The organism is Bradyrhizobium sp. RP6 (genome assembly GCF_003837805.1).
Lineage (GTDB): Bacteria > Pseudomonadota > Alphaproteobacteria > Rhizobiales > Xanthobacteraceae > Bradyrhizobium.
In genome coordinates this window covers 418378-431899 of sequence record NZ_RQIT01000003.1, presented here as the reverse complement: position 1 = coordinate 431899, position 13522 = coordinate 418378, and the positions used below count along the sequence as shown (strand labels likewise).

Sequence of the window (13522 nt, the reverse complement as noted above, 5' to 3'; positions counted from 1 at the left end):
CGTCCACATGCCGGTTCGCTGATCCGATATGAAGCTCACCCGTTGGTCCACTGCACAGCTCTCTCGCCAAGGCATCGGCTGATCCTCCCAGCCGACAGAGAACTGTCACCCATCCATCCGGTCTACTGTGTTACCAATCTATCCGGTCTGGACATCGCGCCACCTTCTCCCGCAAGGGGAGAAGGAAAGAGAATCCGCGGCGACGGCTGCCGCGCTAGTTGAACGTCATCCCGCCGCTGAGCGCCACGGTCTGCCCGGTCATATAGGCGTTGTCGACCAGCAGCATCACGGCCTTTGCCACCTCCTCTGCCGTGCCGAAGCGGCCGAGCGGGATGCGGCTGACGAGTTGGGGCTGGCCGCTCATCATGTCAGTCTCGATCAAAGACGGCGCCACTGCGTTGACGGTGATACCTTCCTTTACCAACCGCGCGGCATAACCTCGCGTGAGGCCTTCCATGCCGGCTTTGGACGCGTTGTAGTGCGGGCCGATCGAGCCGGCGCCGCGCGCCGCGCCCGAGGAGATGTTGACGATGCGGCCCCATTTCCTTGATCGCATCGACGGCAGCACGGCTTGCGTGCACAGGAAGGCGGATTTCAGGTTGACCAGGATGGTGCGGTCGAAATCGTCTTCGGTGAGATCGTCGATGCCGCGCGTGATGGCGATGCCGGCATTGTTGACGAGGATGTCGACCGGCCCGAGCCCCGCCGTGACGCGCTCGACCATGCCGGCCACGGCCCCGTGCTGCGAGACGTCAGCAGCGACGACGATGGCGCGGCCGCCTTGCTTGACGATCTCGCCAGCGAGCTGCTCGGCCTGGCTGATCCGCTCTCGGCAATTGATCGCCACGGCAGCGCCTGCTTCGGCCAGCGCGCGACAGATCGCGGCGCCGATCCCGCGCGACCCGCCGGTCACGAGCGCGGTGCGCCCCTTCAGATCATCGGCCATCTCTGTACCTCCCGTATTGCCTGGTTCTGGCTACTGAAGCGTATCACGCCGCCCGCGGGCCCGTGTTGAACTCATCGCGAGATGAATCCGCCTGCCAGTGCTTGCGCCGAGAGAAGCGCCCCGGCGCGCCGGCCACAAATATGGATAGTCATTTCATTGACCTGTCGCGCCAATCGCTCGATATTCGGAGCGTAGAGACTGCTCCTCGAGCCCAAGTCGCACCATGAGAGCCGATCGCCAGCGCAAATCGAATGACATGCATGCGTGCATGACGCGGCGCTGTTTCTCGGCGGCAACGGGCGCCTGTTGTTGTTGCTGACGGTCTCCTAGCAGCACCTCACACCAAAAATCCCAAGACAGGAACGCCGAAATTTCGGCGAACGAGCAGTCATGTCCCAGACCCAGTCGAACGCCTACATCATCGAGATCCACGATCGCGCAGCCGGCATCATCACGAGAGATGAGCGCGGCTTCCGCTTCTTCTCCTCCGAGCGCCTGTTCGACAGCCTCGAAGGCCGCCAGTTCCGTTCGGCCCGCGAGGCCGAGCGCGCCGCCCGTGCCGTGTTCTCCGGGCGGACCCGCCGCGCGAGTTCGCATTTCTTCGCCAACTGATCCCACCGAAAGGACCGCCTTATGATCAACCGACGACACATCCTGGCAGCGACGCTGTTGCTTGCGACGGCCCTGGCTGCACCCGCGTACGCCGAGGACAAGCCGGCGGAAATCCGCATCGGCACGCAGAAAGGTGGCTTCTTCCCCGCGGTGCGCCAGCGTCAGACGCTCGAGAACGCCTTCAGGCCATTGGGCATCGAGATCAAGTGGGTCGACTTCCAGTTCGGTCCGCCGCTGCTGGAGGCCATCAATGTCGGCAGCGTCGATTTCGGCTATGTCGGCGACTCCCCGCCGATCTTCGCGCAAGCTGGCGGTGCGAAGATCCGCTACGTCGCCGCGGTGAAATCGGAGGGCAACACCCAAGCGATCATCGTGCCGAAGCATTCGGCCATCAAGACGCTGGCTGATCTCAAGGGCAAGCGCGTTGCCTTCGGCAAGGGATCGAGCGCACATAATCTGCTCGTCGCCGCGCTCGAAAAGGCCGGCCTGTCCTGGTCCGACGTCATACCGGCACCGCTCGCGCCTGCGGACGCAACAGCGGCTTTCGTGAAGGGCTCGGTCGATGCCTGGTCGATCTGGGATCCGTATCTCGCGCTCGCGGAACTGAAGGAGAACGCGCGCATTCTTGCTTTCGACAAGGACGTTCACAAGCCGAACGCTTATTACATCGCCAACGCGGATTTCGTCGAAAAGTATCCGTCGCTGGTCGCCAAGCTCAACACCACCTTCGGCTCCGAAGGCGTGTGGGCAGAGACGCATCACGAGGAGGTCGCGAAGGCGCAGTCCGAGGCAACGGGCGTGGACATCGAGGCTGTCCGCCGATTCATCAATCGCTCGACGTACAGCGTCGTGCCGCTGGACGCGGAGGTGATCAAGACGCAGCAAGCGGTTGCTGACCGGTTTGCAAGGCTCGGCCTGATCCCGAGGCCGGTCAACGTCTCCGACATCGTCTGGAAATGGACGCCGGGCTCCTGAAGCAGCGCGACTGATCAGCTCCTGCGGCGCGCCCTGGTGCGCGCCGCCTTCTTTGCGGCGGCGGAGCGGACCTTGGCGCCCTTGGTGCGGCTCGCCTTGCGCGCTGCGGCAGAACGCGACGCCGCGGTTCGCCGGCTCGCGGCGCGCTTGCCCTGCTTCGACAGCGCACTGCGCGATGCGGTCGAGCGCGGCTCCTTCTTCAGGACGTTCTCGACCGCACGCGAGACGCGCGGGCGGCGCTTCGGCGTGCGTTTGCCCTGACCGACGTCATAGGCATATTTAGCGCTACGGCGCGTCGCTTTCTTGGTGCGCCCCTTGCGCGGCGGCGGCAGATCGACACCGGCGCGGCGTGCCTCGGACAGGCCGATGGCGATGGCCTGCTTGGTCGAGCGCGCGCCGTGCTTGCCTTTCCTGATCTTGTCGAACTCGTCCTTGACAAATTCGCCGGCCTGCGTGCTCGGCGATTTGCCGGCACGCTTGTCCTGCTTGGCCTTACGGATGACTTCCTGTCTTGGCATGATCCAGTTCCCCTTCTTGATTGAGAGGGATATCCGATCGCAACGCGCAAGACGGAAGATCGATCCGCCTAGTTCCTCAACGCAGCCAGCAACTCGTCCGGGCGCTCGGCCATGATCATGTGGCCGGCACCGGGCACCACGACCGTCTTTGCATGCGGAATCGCGGCGGCGAGCGCCTTGCCCGCCTTGGCCGGCGTCATCATGTCCCGCTCGCCGAGAATGAGCGTCGTCGGCACCTTGATGCTCGCTGCGGCGGCAAGCGCGTTCGCATAGGCATTGCAGGCGGACAGATCCTTGAACAGCACGCCGGGCTCGCAAGCCTGAAGCACGGCCTGCGCGCCACCATGCATCCACAAGCCCGGTGCGAGGCTGCCGCCGAGCTCGGCCTTGAAGCCGAGGCCCCAGATCGAGACCATGTCGTTTGCATCCTGCGTGTTGGCTTCGGCCGCCTTCAGCAAATCGGGACCGACCGTCATGGTCGCGGCGGTGCCGATCAGGCTCAGCGCGGAGACCTTGTTGGGATGGCGTGCCGCCGTCTCCAGCGAGATCAGCGAGCCCATGGAATGGCCGATCAGATGCGCCTTGGTGGCGCCGGCTGCATCCAGCAGCGCCGCCGTCCAATCGGCCATCTCCGCGATGCTGCCGAGTGAAGGCCCCGGAGAGCGGCCGTGGCCGGGCAGGTCGGGCGCCAGCACGGCAAAGCCGTGATGGGCGAACCAGCGTGTGTGCAGCGCCCAGGTGGAATGATCGAAGCCGGCGCCGTGGATGAAGACGACTGCGGGCAGCGACTTGTCGAAGTCGCGGCCGCCGGTTGCTGCAAACACTTCAGTGCCGTTGACGGAAAGCTTCATGGCGTCAGACCTTTTGCGAGATGCGCAGGGCTTGGGCGAGATCGTCGATGATGTCGCTGGCCGTCTCGATTCCGACCGACAGCCGCACCAGCTCCTCGCCGATGCCGGCGGCCTTGAGCTGCTCGGCATCCATCTGCTGATGCGTGGTCGAAGCCGGGTGGATCACCAGCGTCTTGGCGTCGCCGACATTGGCGAGATGGCTGATCATGCGCAGGCTTTCGATGAACTTGCGGCCCGCGGGCCGGCCGCCCTTGATGCCGAAGGACACGATCGAGCCGGCGCCGCGCGGCAGCAACTGCTTTGCGAGCTGGTAATCGGGGTGATTTTCCAGCGAGGGATGCAGCACCCAGTCGACAGCCTTGTTGGATTTGAGTGCTTCCAGCACGAGATGCGTGTTTTGCACGTGGCGGTCCATGCGCACGGGAAGCGTCTCCACGCCTTGCAAGAGCTGGAACGCGTTGGTCGGCGACAGGCAGGCGCCGAAATCGCGCAGGCCTTCCGTGCGCGCGCGCATGATGAAGGCGGCGGTGCCGAACTGCTCGTCGAAGACGATGCCGTGATAGCCGCCATAGGGCTCGGTCAGCACGCCGAACTTGCCGGAGCCGCGCCAGTCGAAGCGGCCGCCGTCGACGATGGCGCCGCCGATCGCGATGCCATGGCCGCCGATCCATTTGGTCGCCGAATGCATGACGATATCGGCGCCCAGCTCGATGGGGCGGCTGAGATAGGGCGTGGCAAAGGTGTTGTCGATCAGCAGCGGGATCTTGGCTTCATGCGCGATCGCCGCGACCTTGGGGATGTCGAGCACCTCGAGCCCGGGATTGCCGATGGTCTCGCCGATCACGAGCTTGGTGTTCTGCTTGATCGCCGCGCGGAATGCGTCGAGATCGCGCGGCTTGACGAAAGTGGTGGTGATGCCGAAGCGCGGCAGCGTATGCGCGAGCAGGTTGATGGTGCCGCCATAGAGCGAGCTCGACGCCACGATGTGGTCGCCGGCATTGAGCAGCGTCGCGATGGCCAGATGCAGCGCGGCCATGCCGCTGGCGGTGCAGATGGCGCCGACGCCGCCTTCCAAGGCCGCAAGCCGCTCCTCGAGCACGCCCGTGGTCGGATTGGAGATGCGGGTATAGATGTGGCCGGCGCGCTCCAGGTTGAACAGCGCCGCGGCGTGATCGGAATCCTGAAACACGTAGGACGTGGTCTGGTAGATCGGCACCGCGCGGGCGCCGGTCACGGGATCCGGATGCTGGCCCGCATGCAGGCTCAGGGTCTCGAAAGCAGGCGGTTTTGGCGCGGGCATACATGGCCTCGTTGCTCGGTCAGTAAGGGTGGCCGTTGTGCCATAAAATCGCGCATGAAGTCAGCCATTGACAGCGCCGTACCGGCGGTGCGTCCCGCTCGCAAGCGGGGCGAGGTGAAACGGCACTGTCCAAAGCTAACCGCCGATCGCCTGCTCGATATTCCGCGCCTCCCGCAGCAAGATCTCCGCGACCTCCTGCTCGCGCCTTGGTCCGAGCCGCGTCCGCACCGCGGAGACGGTCATCGCTGCGGCCGGCTGCCCGTCCGGCGTCTTGATCCAGGTCGAGATGGACTTCGTGCCCTGTACCAGGCCGATCTCTCTCATGCCGTATCCGAGACGCCGCGCGGCGCTGATCTCGCCCAGCACCGTTGCCACATCGGTCCGGTAGGCCTCGAATCTCTTCTCGTTGGCTACGACGATCTTTCGCGCCTCCTGCGCCGGCATTGCGGCGAGGATGGCGACGCCGGCGCTGGAGACGCCGAGCGGCCGGCGCGCGCCGACCTCGATCGACAGCACCTGGATCGGATAGACGCCGATCCGGCGATCGACACACAGCGTATCGTTGCCGGTGCGCACCGTCAGGAACAGCGTGTCGCCGATCTCCGCGGAAGCGCGCTGCAGCGACGGATTTGCTGCGACCAAGAGCCGCGAGGGCCGGGGACGCGCCAGCGCCAGCTCCGGCACCTGGTTGCCGATGGCGTAGCGGCCGGTCCGCTCGTGCCGCTCGACGATGCCTTCCTCGATCAGCACGTGGACGATGCGATGCACGGTCGGGCGGGTGAGGCCGGTCGCCCGCACCACCTCGGCCAATGGCACACCGGCCTCGCGCCCTGCGGCGAGAATGCGCAGCACCGCCAGCGCGCGCCGGATCGCCTGCGCGCCCTGCCGCGGCTCCTCGGCGCCACCGGCGGATTTCGTTGAACGCGTCTTGTCCATATTATGGACAAGAACGCCACAATTCCCTCGACAGGGCAAGCGCGCATCTGGAGATTGCGGCCCAATCGGAATGCCATGCGAGACGTCGGGCATTCGAACTGAGTTCGTAGCGTCGCCGGGAGGTTAACATGAGACTAATCTGGACTGCCATAGCTGCCGTCACTGCAATGCTGGCCGGCCCCGCATCGGGCCAGGAATGGCCGGCGCGCAACGTCAAGCTGATCGTGCCCTATCCCGCCGGCGGCAACGTCGACAGCGCCGCGCGCATCGTCGCCGACAAGCTCCAGGAAAAGCTCGGCCAGCCCTTCGTCATCGAGAACAAGGCCGGCGCCGGCGGCATGATCGCGGGCGAAGCCTTCGCGAAGTCGGCACCCGACGGCTACACGCTGTTTGTCGGCGCGAACGGTCCGGTGCTGTTCGCGACCGAGATCAACAAGCGCGAGGCCTATAACTGGAAGAAGGATTTCCTCCCGATCTCGACGATCTCGATGACGCCGCTGGTGCTCGAGGTGCATCCGTCGGTGCAGGCGACGACGCTCAAGGAGTTCCTCGAGCTCGCCAAGCGCGAGCCCGGCAAGCTGACCATGGCCTCGCCCGGCCCCGGCACCACAAACCACCTGCTCAGCGAGCTGATGCAGTCGAATCTCGGCCTGCAATGGGTCACCGCGCACTATCGCGGCAATGCGCCCGCGATCAACGATCTGCTCGGCGGCCAGGTGCAGTTCGCCTTCGACCAGCTCACGGTCAGCCTCCAGCACATCAAGGCCGGCCTGTTCCGCGCGCTGGCCGTGACCAGCCCGCACCGGCTGAAGTCGCTGCCGGATGTGCCGACCTTCGCCGAGCTCGGCTACAAGGATTTCGACGGCCAGACCTTCACCGGCCTGTTCGCGCCCGCAGGCACGCCCGCGCCCATCGTCGACAAGCTGCACGAGACGCTGGTCGCGATCCTGAAGGATCCTGCCGTGATCGACAAGTTCGAGAAGCTCGGCGGCGAAGCCACGCTGATGACGCCGGGCGAATTCAAGGCCTATCTCGAACGCGAGGACGCCAAGTGGATTCCGGTGGTGCGCAAGGCCAATATCAGGGCGGATTGACCGATGCGGATCGATCCCACCGAGCTCGGCGCCGAGCGCATCTACCGGCTGATGACCGGCATCGTGGTGCCGCGCCCGATCGCGTGGGTGACGAGCCTGTCGCGCAGCGGCGTGCTCAACCTCGCCCCGTTCAGCGCCTTCACCTTCGTCTCGCAGAAGCCGCCGATGCTCGCCATCAGCGTCGGCCGCAAGGGCGCCGATTACAAGGACACCGCGCACAACATCCTCGATATCGAGGAATATGTGATCCACATCGCCGACACGCCGCTGATGTCAGCGGTGCACGACAGCTCTGTCGAGCATCCGCCTGAAATCAGCGAGGTCGAGCATCTCGGACTCGAAACGCTGTCCTGCGATCTCGTCAAGGTGCGCCGGCTCGCCGCTGCACCCGTAGCGATGGAGTGCCGTTTCCGGCAGTGCCTCGAATTCGGCGACGCCAAGAGCCGGCTCATCGTCGGCGAGGTCGTGATGTTCCATTTGCGCGACGGCCTCGTCAATGACGGCAAGGTCGAGACGAAAGCGCTCGACCCGATCGCGCGCATCGGGGGCCCGCGTTACGCCCGCCTCGGCGAGATCGTGACGCTGAAGACCGTGTTTCAGACGCCCAAGTCGACCGACTGAGCGTGCGGCCGCTCACGCGGGCCAAGCGTCTCAAGATCATTGGAGAAAACGACAATGCGACTCCTGAGCTATCTCGTGAACGGAGAGCCGCGCTATGGTGCTGCCGTCGAAGGCGGTGTGATCGATCTGACCAGGCGGATCGGCCGCGACTTCTCCGACGTGAAGGCGTTGATCGCAGCGAATGCGCTGTCCGATGCGCAGGAAGCGGCGGCCGGGCAGAAGCCCGACTACCCGCTCGAAAAACTCGTCCTGTTGCCGCCGGTGCTGGCGCCGGAAAAGCTCTGGTGCATCGGCGTCAACTATGCCGAGCGCAACGCCGAATATAAAGACAGTTCGGACCTGCCCAAATATCCCAGCCTGTTCGTGCGCAGCATGTCCTCAATGACCGGCTCCGGCCAGCCGATCGAGAAGCCCAAGGTTTCGGATCAGCTCGATTATGAAGGCGAGCTCGTCATCGTGATCGGGCAGGGCGGCCGTCACATCCCGCGCGAACAGGCCTGGTCGCACATCTTCGGTATGACGCTGTGCAACGAGGGCACGATCCGCGACTGGCTGCGCCACGGCAAGTTCAACGTCACGCAGGGCAAGAATTTCGACCGTTCCGGCAGCATTGGCCCGTGGATCGTCACCGCCGACGAGCTCGATCCGCGCGGGCCGCACGACATCATCACGCGCGTCAACGGCGAGGTGCGGCAGCAGGACACGACCGAGCGGCTGATGTTCCCGTTCGATTTCCTGATCTCCTATCTCTCGACCTTCGCCACCCTGAAGCCCGGCGACATGATCGTGACGGGCACGCCGACCGGGGCGGGCGCGCGCTTCGATCCGCCGCGCTGGCTGAAGGTCGGCGATGTCGTTGAAGTCGAGTCGAGCCGCATCGGCGTGCTGCGCAACACCGTGGCGGCGGAGAGCTAGGTCATGCTGGATACCGCCACGATCGAACGCCTAGCCGCGCGCCTGGATGAAGCCGAGCGCACCAAGGCGCTGATCCCGATGTTCTCGAAGGAGTATCCCGACTTCAGCATCGAGGATGCCTACGCCATCCAGCGCGCCTGGACCAAGCTCCAGCTCGGCCGCGGCCGCGTCATCAAGGGCCACAAGATCGGCCTGACCTCGAAGGCGATGCAGAATGCGGTCGGCATTTCCGAGCCGGATTACGGTGTGCTGTTCGCCGACATGTTCTATGCCGACGCCACGCCTGTTCCGTTCGACCGCTTCCACGCGCCGCGCATCGAGGTCGAGCTAGCCTTCGTGCTGAAGGCGCCGCTGCGCGGTCCCGATTGCACCATTTTCGACGTGCTCAACGCCACCGACTACGTGACGCCCGCGCTGGAGATTCTGGAGACGCGCATGCATCGCGTCGATCCTGAGACCGGCAAGATGCGAAAGGTCATGGACACGATCTCCGACAACGCCGCGAATGCCGCGCTGGTGCTCGGCGGCCGGCCGTTCCGCCCGATGGATGCGGATCTGCGTTGGATCGGCGCGCTGTTGTTCCGCAACGGCGAGGTCGAGGAGACCGGGCTTGCCGCCGGCGTGCTCAATCACCCCGCCAACGGCATCGCCTGGCTCGCCAACCGCCTCGCGCCGCATGACGAATATCTCGCCGCCGGCGAGGTGGTGCTGGCGGGATCGTTCACGCGTCCCGTCGACATCAGCCGCGGCGACACGTTTCATGCCGACTACGGCGCGTTCGGCTCGGTGTCGTGCCAGTTCGTCTGAACCAACAAGCAGCAGGGAGCGCACCATGACACGGCGCAAGAGCATCCACATCGGCGGCTTCAAGCACGTCAATCCGATTCCGAACGCCTGCCGCATCGGCAATCTCATGATGTCGGGCGTCATCCTTGGCCGCGATCCCGCAACCAATGCAATGCCCGAAAGTCTTGACGCGCAATGCGCCAACATGTTCGCGCATATGAAGGCGACGGTGGAGGCCGCCGGCGGCACCACCGACGACATCATCAAGATGACGGTATGGCTGAAGGATCGCACGCAGCGCGGGCCGGTCAATGTCGAATGGCTCAAGATGTTTCCGAACGAGCATTCCCGCCCGGCGCGTCACGCGCTGCCGATGGACAACATGGATGGCGGCGCGCTGGTGCAGTGCGACTTCACCGCCGTGATCGACTGAGGAGTTTCGCGCATGCCGACATATCTGCCGTTTGATCCGAACCCGCGCCGGCCGAGCAAGGCGCCGCCACTGAGGACCATCGACAGCCAGTTCCACGTGCTGGGACCCATCGACAAATACCCGGAGCGCCCCGGTGCCGCCTATCGGATGCCGACCGCGACCTGGGAAGCGGCGCTGCGCATGCACAAGGCGCTCGGCATCGAGCGCGGCATCATCGTGCAGACCACGACTTACGGCGCCGACCATGCCGTCGTGCTCGACGGCCTCGCTGCGATGGGCCCGAACTATCGCGGCTGCGCCAACGCGCTGGTGTTCGCCGAGGCGAGCGACTCTTACCTCGCCAAGCTGCATGATGCCGGCGTGCGCGGCGCACGCTTCAGCTTCCGCCAGGAACTCGGTGCCGTGCTGTCCGATGCCGATTTCGCCCGCGCGATCGCGCGCATCCGCGAACTCGGCTGGTACGCCAAGATCCAGCCGGAGAAGGACGGCATCATGTCGAGCGTCGCCAAATATGAGAATCTCGACGTCCCCGTGCTGATCGACCACATGGCGCGCCCCGATCCCGAAGCCGGCAAGGCCGACCCGAACCTGCGCAAGATGCTGGAGCTGCTGGCCAAGGGCAATTTCTGGGTGATGCTCTCGCTCGGCGAAAAGACGTCGAAGACCGGGGCTCCCTACGACGACGTGATCACGATCGCGCGCGCCTATATCGAGGCCGCTCCCGATCGCTGCGTCTGGGCCAGCGACTGGCCGCACCCGGTCTCGGTGAAGCAGCCGCCGAACGATGCCGACCTGTTAGAGCTGATGTATCGCTACGCGCCTGATCAGGCCGAGCTGGAGAAGATTCTCGTGCACAATCCGGCCAAGCTGTTCGGCTTTCCGGACTAGGCTCGGACCTCACCGCGTCATTGCGAGGAGCGAAGCGACGAAGCAATCCAGAGTCCTTCCACGGAGGGATCTCTGGATTGCTTCGCTGCGCTCGCAATGACGGCGTGGTTCCCGCCCTTACACCACCGGCTGCTTCGCCAGCCGATCGCGCACCTCGGCCGCGATCTCGAATGAGCGCAGCCGCGCGGCGTGGTCGTAGATCTGCCCCGTCGTCATCAATTCGTCCGCGCCGGTTTCAGTGATCAGCGCCTTCAGCTTCTCTTCCACCACGGCCGGCGAGCCGACCGCGGAACAGGATAGCGACTGGCCGACGCCGGCCTTCTCCGCCGGCGACCACAGCGCGTCCATGTCATCGACCGGCGGCGGCAGCGGCCCCGGCGTGCCGCGGCGCAGGTTGATGAACTGCTGCTGCAGCGAGGAGAACATGCGCTGTGCCTCCGCGTCGCTGTCGGCCGCGAACACGTTGACGCCGATCATCGCATAGGGCTTGTCGAGCTGGGCCGAGGGCTCGAAGCGCGCGCGATATTCGCGCAGCGCCGGCATCATCATCTGCGGCGCGAAATGCGAGGCGAACGCGAACGGCAGGCCGAGCATGGCCGCCAGTTGCGCGCCAAACGTGCTCGATCCCAGGATCCAGAGCGGCACCTTGGTCCCCATGCCGGGCACGGCGCGGATCGCCTGGTTCGGCTGCACGTCGCCGAGCAGCGACTGCAGCTCCAGCACGTCATGCGGAAAATTCTCGGAGGTGGTGGCGAGGTCGCGCCGCAGCGCCCGCGCGGTGAACTGGTCGGTGCCGGGCGCCCGGCCGAGCCCGAGATCGATCCGCCCGGGATAGAGCGATTCCAGCGTGCCAAACTGCTCGGCGATGACAAGCGGCGAATGGTTCGGCAGCATGATCCCGCCGGAGCCAACCCGGATCGTCTTGGTGCCGCCCGCGACATGGGCAATCACCACCGACGTCGCCGCGCTCGCGATGCCCGTCATGTTGTGATGCTCGGCGAGCCAGAACCGCTTGTAGCCCCACTTCTCCGCATGCTGGGCAAGATCAAGCGAATTGCGAAACGCCTGCGCGGCATCGCTGCCCTGGCGGATGGGGGCGAGGTCGAGCACGGAGAAGGGGATCATGTGAGGGCTGCCGGTGTGGAGGGCTACGCGATCATGCGCGTCTTCAGCAAAGACATGTAGTGGCAGCGTTGCAGGATGGGTAGAGCCTCGCGAAGACCATCACGCTTCGTCAGCACGGCTCGCGGGTTCGCAGCCGCGCCACCCATCCTGCCCGCTGCGAGCTATGAGGCTCCGGTTCACAACACTGTTATTGCGACCTATGGCGCCCTCCGCCTGAACTGGGCGTTTTGCGCCTGGTGTTGTAGTTTGCCGAGCAACTGCACGGTTGTCAGGAGGAACTGACATGACGAGGGTCGTACTTAGCCGCCGCAACCTGCTCGCTACTGGCGGCTCCTTTGTTGCAACAGGGGTTTTGGCAACCGGCGTTTCCGGGCTCCTGTTGCCCGCGCACGCGGATGGCCTCGCACCGACCCAGTCGATGTCGGGCGGGGCGAACAACTACCGCAAGGGCGCAGCGATCGTGGAGCGGATCGGCAAGGGCGGCTTCTGGATGAGCGGCACCGTCCGCCGCGCCGGTGACGGCGCTCCGCTCGCCGGGCAGCGCATCCAGATCTGGGCGCACACCGTCGAAGGGCAGGAGCACGAGCCGCAGAGCCATGGCGCCACGCTCACCGACAAGGACGGCAAGTTCCGGCTCGAGATGCCGCAGATCATTCCGATCTTCGGCCAGCCGCATGGCCACCTCGCCTATGACAGCGGCGAATTCAAAACGGTGTTCCTGCGGCCGGTGATGCGGAGCGCCAAGGAAACCAGCCTCGAGGCGCATTTCGTGCTTCAGCCGGCCTGAGCTGACTTGCAAAAGCTGACTTGCAAATGAAGCGGTGGAGATCGGCCCGGGCATTCCTGATCTGGGGTGCCCTTGCCCTGGCTGTCGGCGTGCCGATCGCCGCTGCTGCGGCAAGCGAGCAACTCGCATGGCGCGGCCCGGTCTACATTCTCGCCGGCTTCGCAGGGATCGTCGCCCTCGGTCTCGTGCTCGTGCAGCCCCTGCTGATCGGCGGATATCTGCCGGGCCTGTCCGCCTATCGCCGACGGCGCGCCCATCTCTGGATCGGCGGCACGCTTGCTGTGGCGATTGTGATTCATGTCGCCGGCCTCTGGTTCACCAGCCCGCCCGACATGATCGACGCGCTTCTCTTTGCATCGCCGACGCCGTTCTCCCCCTTCGGCGTGACCGCGATGTGGGCCATCTTCATCGTCGCGCTTCTGGCTCTGCTGCGCCGTCGGCTGGGACTGCGGCTGCGAACCTGGCGCATCATCCATATCCCCCTCGCGATCGTCATCGTCGCAGGCAGCGTGGTGCATTGCCTGCTGATCGAGGGGACGATGGAAACGATTTCGAAAGCGGCGCTGTGCGCGCTCGTCCTTGCGGTCACCGCAAAGGTCTTGATCGACCTCTGGAGACGACAGACGCCTCGCGCCGAGAGTGTTGCGCGGCAGTAAACGCGCGGAACTGACCGCGCGTCGCAGAGCTCCTTGATCCGAACACACTTGATCGAACACATTGAGCCTCACTCATTGG

Annotated in this window: 16 protein-coding genes; 10 read left to right on the top strand and 6 right to left on the bottom strand. The window is 65.2% G+C overall.

Translation table 11 applies throughout. From position 1 onward, the window contains the following. Positions 1–214 precede the first annotated feature (214 nt). Positions 215–946, bottom strand: coding sequence for an SDR family NAD(P)-dependent oxidoreductase (locus tag EHH60_RS10960; protein ID WP_124159466.1), 732 nt, complete (start codon positions 944–946; stop codon positions 215–217). 390 nt (positions 947–1336) lie between these two features. Between EHH60_RS10960 and EHH60_RS10955 the strand changes: the two genes are divergently transcribed. After that, on the top strand, positions 1337–1558 hold the full coding sequence (locus EHH60_RS10955; protein WP_124159465.1) for a hypothetical protein: 222 nt from the start codon (positions 1337–1339) through the stop codon (positions 1556–1558). Positions 1559–1579: 21 nt separating this feature from the next. Next, positions 1580–2533, top strand: a complete 954-nt coding sequence (locus EHH60_RS10950; RefSeq protein ID WP_124159464.1) for an aliphatic sulfonate ABC transporter substrate-binding protein — start codon at positions 1580–1582, stop codon at positions 2531–2533. 14 nt (positions 2534–2547) lie between these two features. Here EHH60_RS10950 and EHH60_RS10945 read toward each other — a convergent pair whose 3' ends face one another. The 4 genes from EHH60_RS10945 to EHH60_RS10930 all read right to left on the bottom strand — a co-directional run bounded on the left by EHH60_RS10945 (position 2548) and on the right by EHH60_RS10930 (position 6138). Further along, positions 2548–3051 carry a DUF6496 domain-containing protein gene (locus EHH60_RS10945; RefSeq protein WP_124159463.1) on the bottom strand — a complete coding sequence of 168 codons (504 nt, stop codon included), beginning with the start codon at positions 3049–3051 and terminating at the stop codon, positions 2548–2550. 68 nt (positions 3052–3119) lie between these two features. Continuing rightward, positions 3120–3902: an alpha/beta fold hydrolase gene (locus tag EHH60_RS10940; RefSeq protein WP_124159462.1), complete on the bottom strand. Its 783-nt coding sequence runs from the start codon at positions 3900–3902 to the stop codon at positions 3120–3122. Between the two features lie 4 nt (positions 3903–3906). Continuing rightward, the gene (locus EHH60_RS10935) at positions 3907–5202 is read right to left on the bottom strand and encodes an O-acetylhomoserine aminocarboxypropyltransferase (protein ID WP_124159461.1); all 1296 of its coding nucleotides are present in this window, start codon (positions 5200–5202) and stop codon (positions 3907–3909) included. Between the two features lie 135 nt (positions 5203–5337). Next, on the bottom strand, positions 5338–6138 hold the full coding sequence (locus tag EHH60_RS10930; RefSeq protein ID WP_124159460.1) for an IclR family transcriptional regulator: 801 nt from the start codon (positions 6136–6138) through the stop codon (positions 5338–5340). Between the two features lie 128 nt (positions 6139–6266). Here EHH60_RS10930 and EHH60_RS10925 point away from each other — a divergent pair, with 128 nt between their 5' ends. From EHH60_RS10925 to EHH60_RS10900, 6 genes are read left to right on the top strand one after another with little or no spacing between them, the layout of a single operon-like run. Beyond that, positions 6267–7232 carry a Bug family tripartite tricarboxylate transporter substrate binding protein gene (locus EHH60_RS10925; protein ID WP_124159459.1) on the top strand — a complete coding sequence of 322 codons (966 nt, stop codon included), beginning with the start codon at positions 6267–6269 and terminating at the stop codon, positions 7230–7232. A gap of 3 nt (positions 7233–7235) precedes the next feature. Then, a complete protein-coding gene (locus tag EHH60_RS10920) occupies positions 7236–7853 on the top strand; it encodes a flavin reductase family protein (RefSeq protein ID WP_124159458.1) in 618 nt (205 codons plus the stop codon). A gap of 54 nt (positions 7854–7907) precedes the next feature. Continuing rightward, entirely contained in the window at positions 7908–8768 is an 861-nt protein-coding gene (locus EHH60_RS10915) for a fumarylacetoacetate hydrolase family protein (RefSeq protein ID WP_124159457.1), read from the top strand. Positions 8769–8771: 3 nt separating this feature from the next. Then, on the top strand, positions 8772–9575 hold the full coding sequence (gene hpaH / locus EHH60_RS10910; RefSeq protein ID WP_124159456.1) for a 2-oxo-hept-4-ene-1,7-dioate hydratase: 804 nt from the start codon (positions 8772–8774) through the stop codon (positions 9573–9575). 25 nt (positions 9576–9600) lie between these two features. Next, on the top strand, positions 9601–9987 hold the full coding sequence (locus EHH60_RS10905) for a RidA family protein (RefSeq protein ID WP_124159455.1): 387 nt from the start codon (positions 9601–9603) through the stop codon (positions 9985–9987). A gap of 12 nt (positions 9988–9999) precedes the next feature. Further along, positions 10000–10875, top strand: a complete 876-nt coding sequence (locus EHH60_RS10900) for an amidohydrolase family protein (protein WP_124159454.1) — start codon at positions 10000–10002, stop codon at positions 10873–10875. Between the two features lie 117 nt (positions 10876–10992). Here EHH60_RS10900 and EHH60_RS10895 read toward each other — a convergent pair whose 3' ends face one another. Beyond that, positions 10993–12000, bottom strand: coding sequence for an LLM class flavin-dependent oxidoreductase (locus tag EHH60_RS10895; protein ID WP_124159453.1), 1008 nt, complete (start codon positions 11998–12000; stop codon positions 10993–10995). Between the two features lie 283 nt (positions 12001–12283). Here EHH60_RS10895 and EHH60_RS10890 point away from each other — a divergent pair, with 283 nt between their 5' ends. Both EHH60_RS10890 and EHH60_RS10885 read left to right on the top strand, forming a co-directional pair. After that, a complete protein-coding gene (locus EHH60_RS10890; protein ID WP_124159452.1) occupies positions 12284–12787 on the top strand; it encodes a peptidase associated/transthyretin-like domain-containing protein in 504 nt (167 codons plus the stop codon). Positions 12788–12813: 26 nt separating this feature from the next. Beyond that, a complete protein-coding gene (locus tag EHH60_RS10885) occupies positions 12814–13443 on the top strand; it encodes a ferric reductase-like transmembrane domain-containing protein (RefSeq protein WP_124159451.1) in 630 nt (209 codons plus the stop codon). Positions 13444–13522 lie beyond the last annotated feature (79 nt).

Bases quoted from the DNA above. Each gene is read 5' to 3' on its own strand.
- EHH60_RS10960 (WP_124159466.1), bottom strand. From the start codon at position 946: ATGGCCGATGATCTGAAGGGGCGCACCGCGCTCGTGACCGGCGGGTCG.
- EHH60_RS10955 (WP_124159465.1), top strand. From the start codon at position 1,337: ATGTCCCAGACCCAGTCGAACGCCTACATCATCGAGATCCACGATCGC.
- EHH60_RS10950 (WP_124159464.1), top strand. From the start codon at position 1,580: ATGATCAACCGACGACACATCCTGGCAGCGACGCTGTTGCTTGCGACG.
- EHH60_RS10945 (WP_124159463.1), bottom strand. From the start codon at position 3,051: ATGCCAAGACAGGAAGTCATCCGTAAGGCCAAGCAGGACAAGCGTGCC.
- EHH60_RS10940 (WP_124159462.1), bottom strand. From the start codon at position 3,902: ATGAAGCTTTCCGTCAACGGCACTGAAGTGTTTGCAGCAACCGGCGGC.
- EHH60_RS10935 (WP_124159461.1), bottom strand. From the start codon at position 5,202: ATGCCCGCGCCAAAACCGCCTGCTTTCGAGACCCTGAGCCTGCATGCG.
- EHH60_RS10930 (WP_124159460.1), bottom strand. From the start codon at position 6,138: ATGGACAAGACGCGTTCAACGAAATCCGCCGGTGGCGCCGAGGAGCCG.
- EHH60_RS10925 (WP_124159459.1), top strand. From the start codon at position 6,267: ATGAGACTAATCTGGACTGCCATAGCTGCCGTCACTGCAATGCTGGCC.
- EHH60_RS10920 (WP_124159458.1), top strand. From the start codon at position 7,236: ATGCGGATCGATCCCACCGAGCTCGGCGCCGAGCGCATCTACCGGCTG.
- EHH60_RS10915 (WP_124159457.1), top strand. From the start codon at position 7,908: ATGCGACTCCTGAGCTATCTCGTGAACGGAGAGCCGCGCTATGGTGCT.
- hpaH (WP_124159456.1), top strand. From the start codon at position 8,772: ATGCTGGATACCGCCACGATCGAACGCCTAGCCGCGCGCCTGGATGAA.
- EHH60_RS10905 (WP_124159455.1), top strand. From the start codon at position 9,601: ATGACACGGCGCAAGAGCATCCACATCGGCGGCTTCAAGCACGTCAAT.
- EHH60_RS10900 (WP_124159454.1), top strand. From the start codon at position 10,000: ATGCCGACATATCTGCCGTTTGATCCGAACCCGCGCCGGCCGAGCAAG.
- EHH60_RS10895 (WP_124159453.1), bottom strand. From the start codon at position 12,000: ATGATCCCCTTCTCCGTGCTCGACCTCGCCCCCATCCGCCAGGGCAGC.
- EHH60_RS10890 (WP_124159452.1), top strand. From the start codon at position 12,284: ATGACGAGGGTCGTACTTAGCCGCCGCAACCTGCTCGCTACTGGCGGC.
- EHH60_RS10885 (WP_124159451.1), top strand. From the start codon at position 12,814: ATGAAGCGGTGGAGATCGGCCCGGGCATTCCTGATCTGGGGTGCCCTT.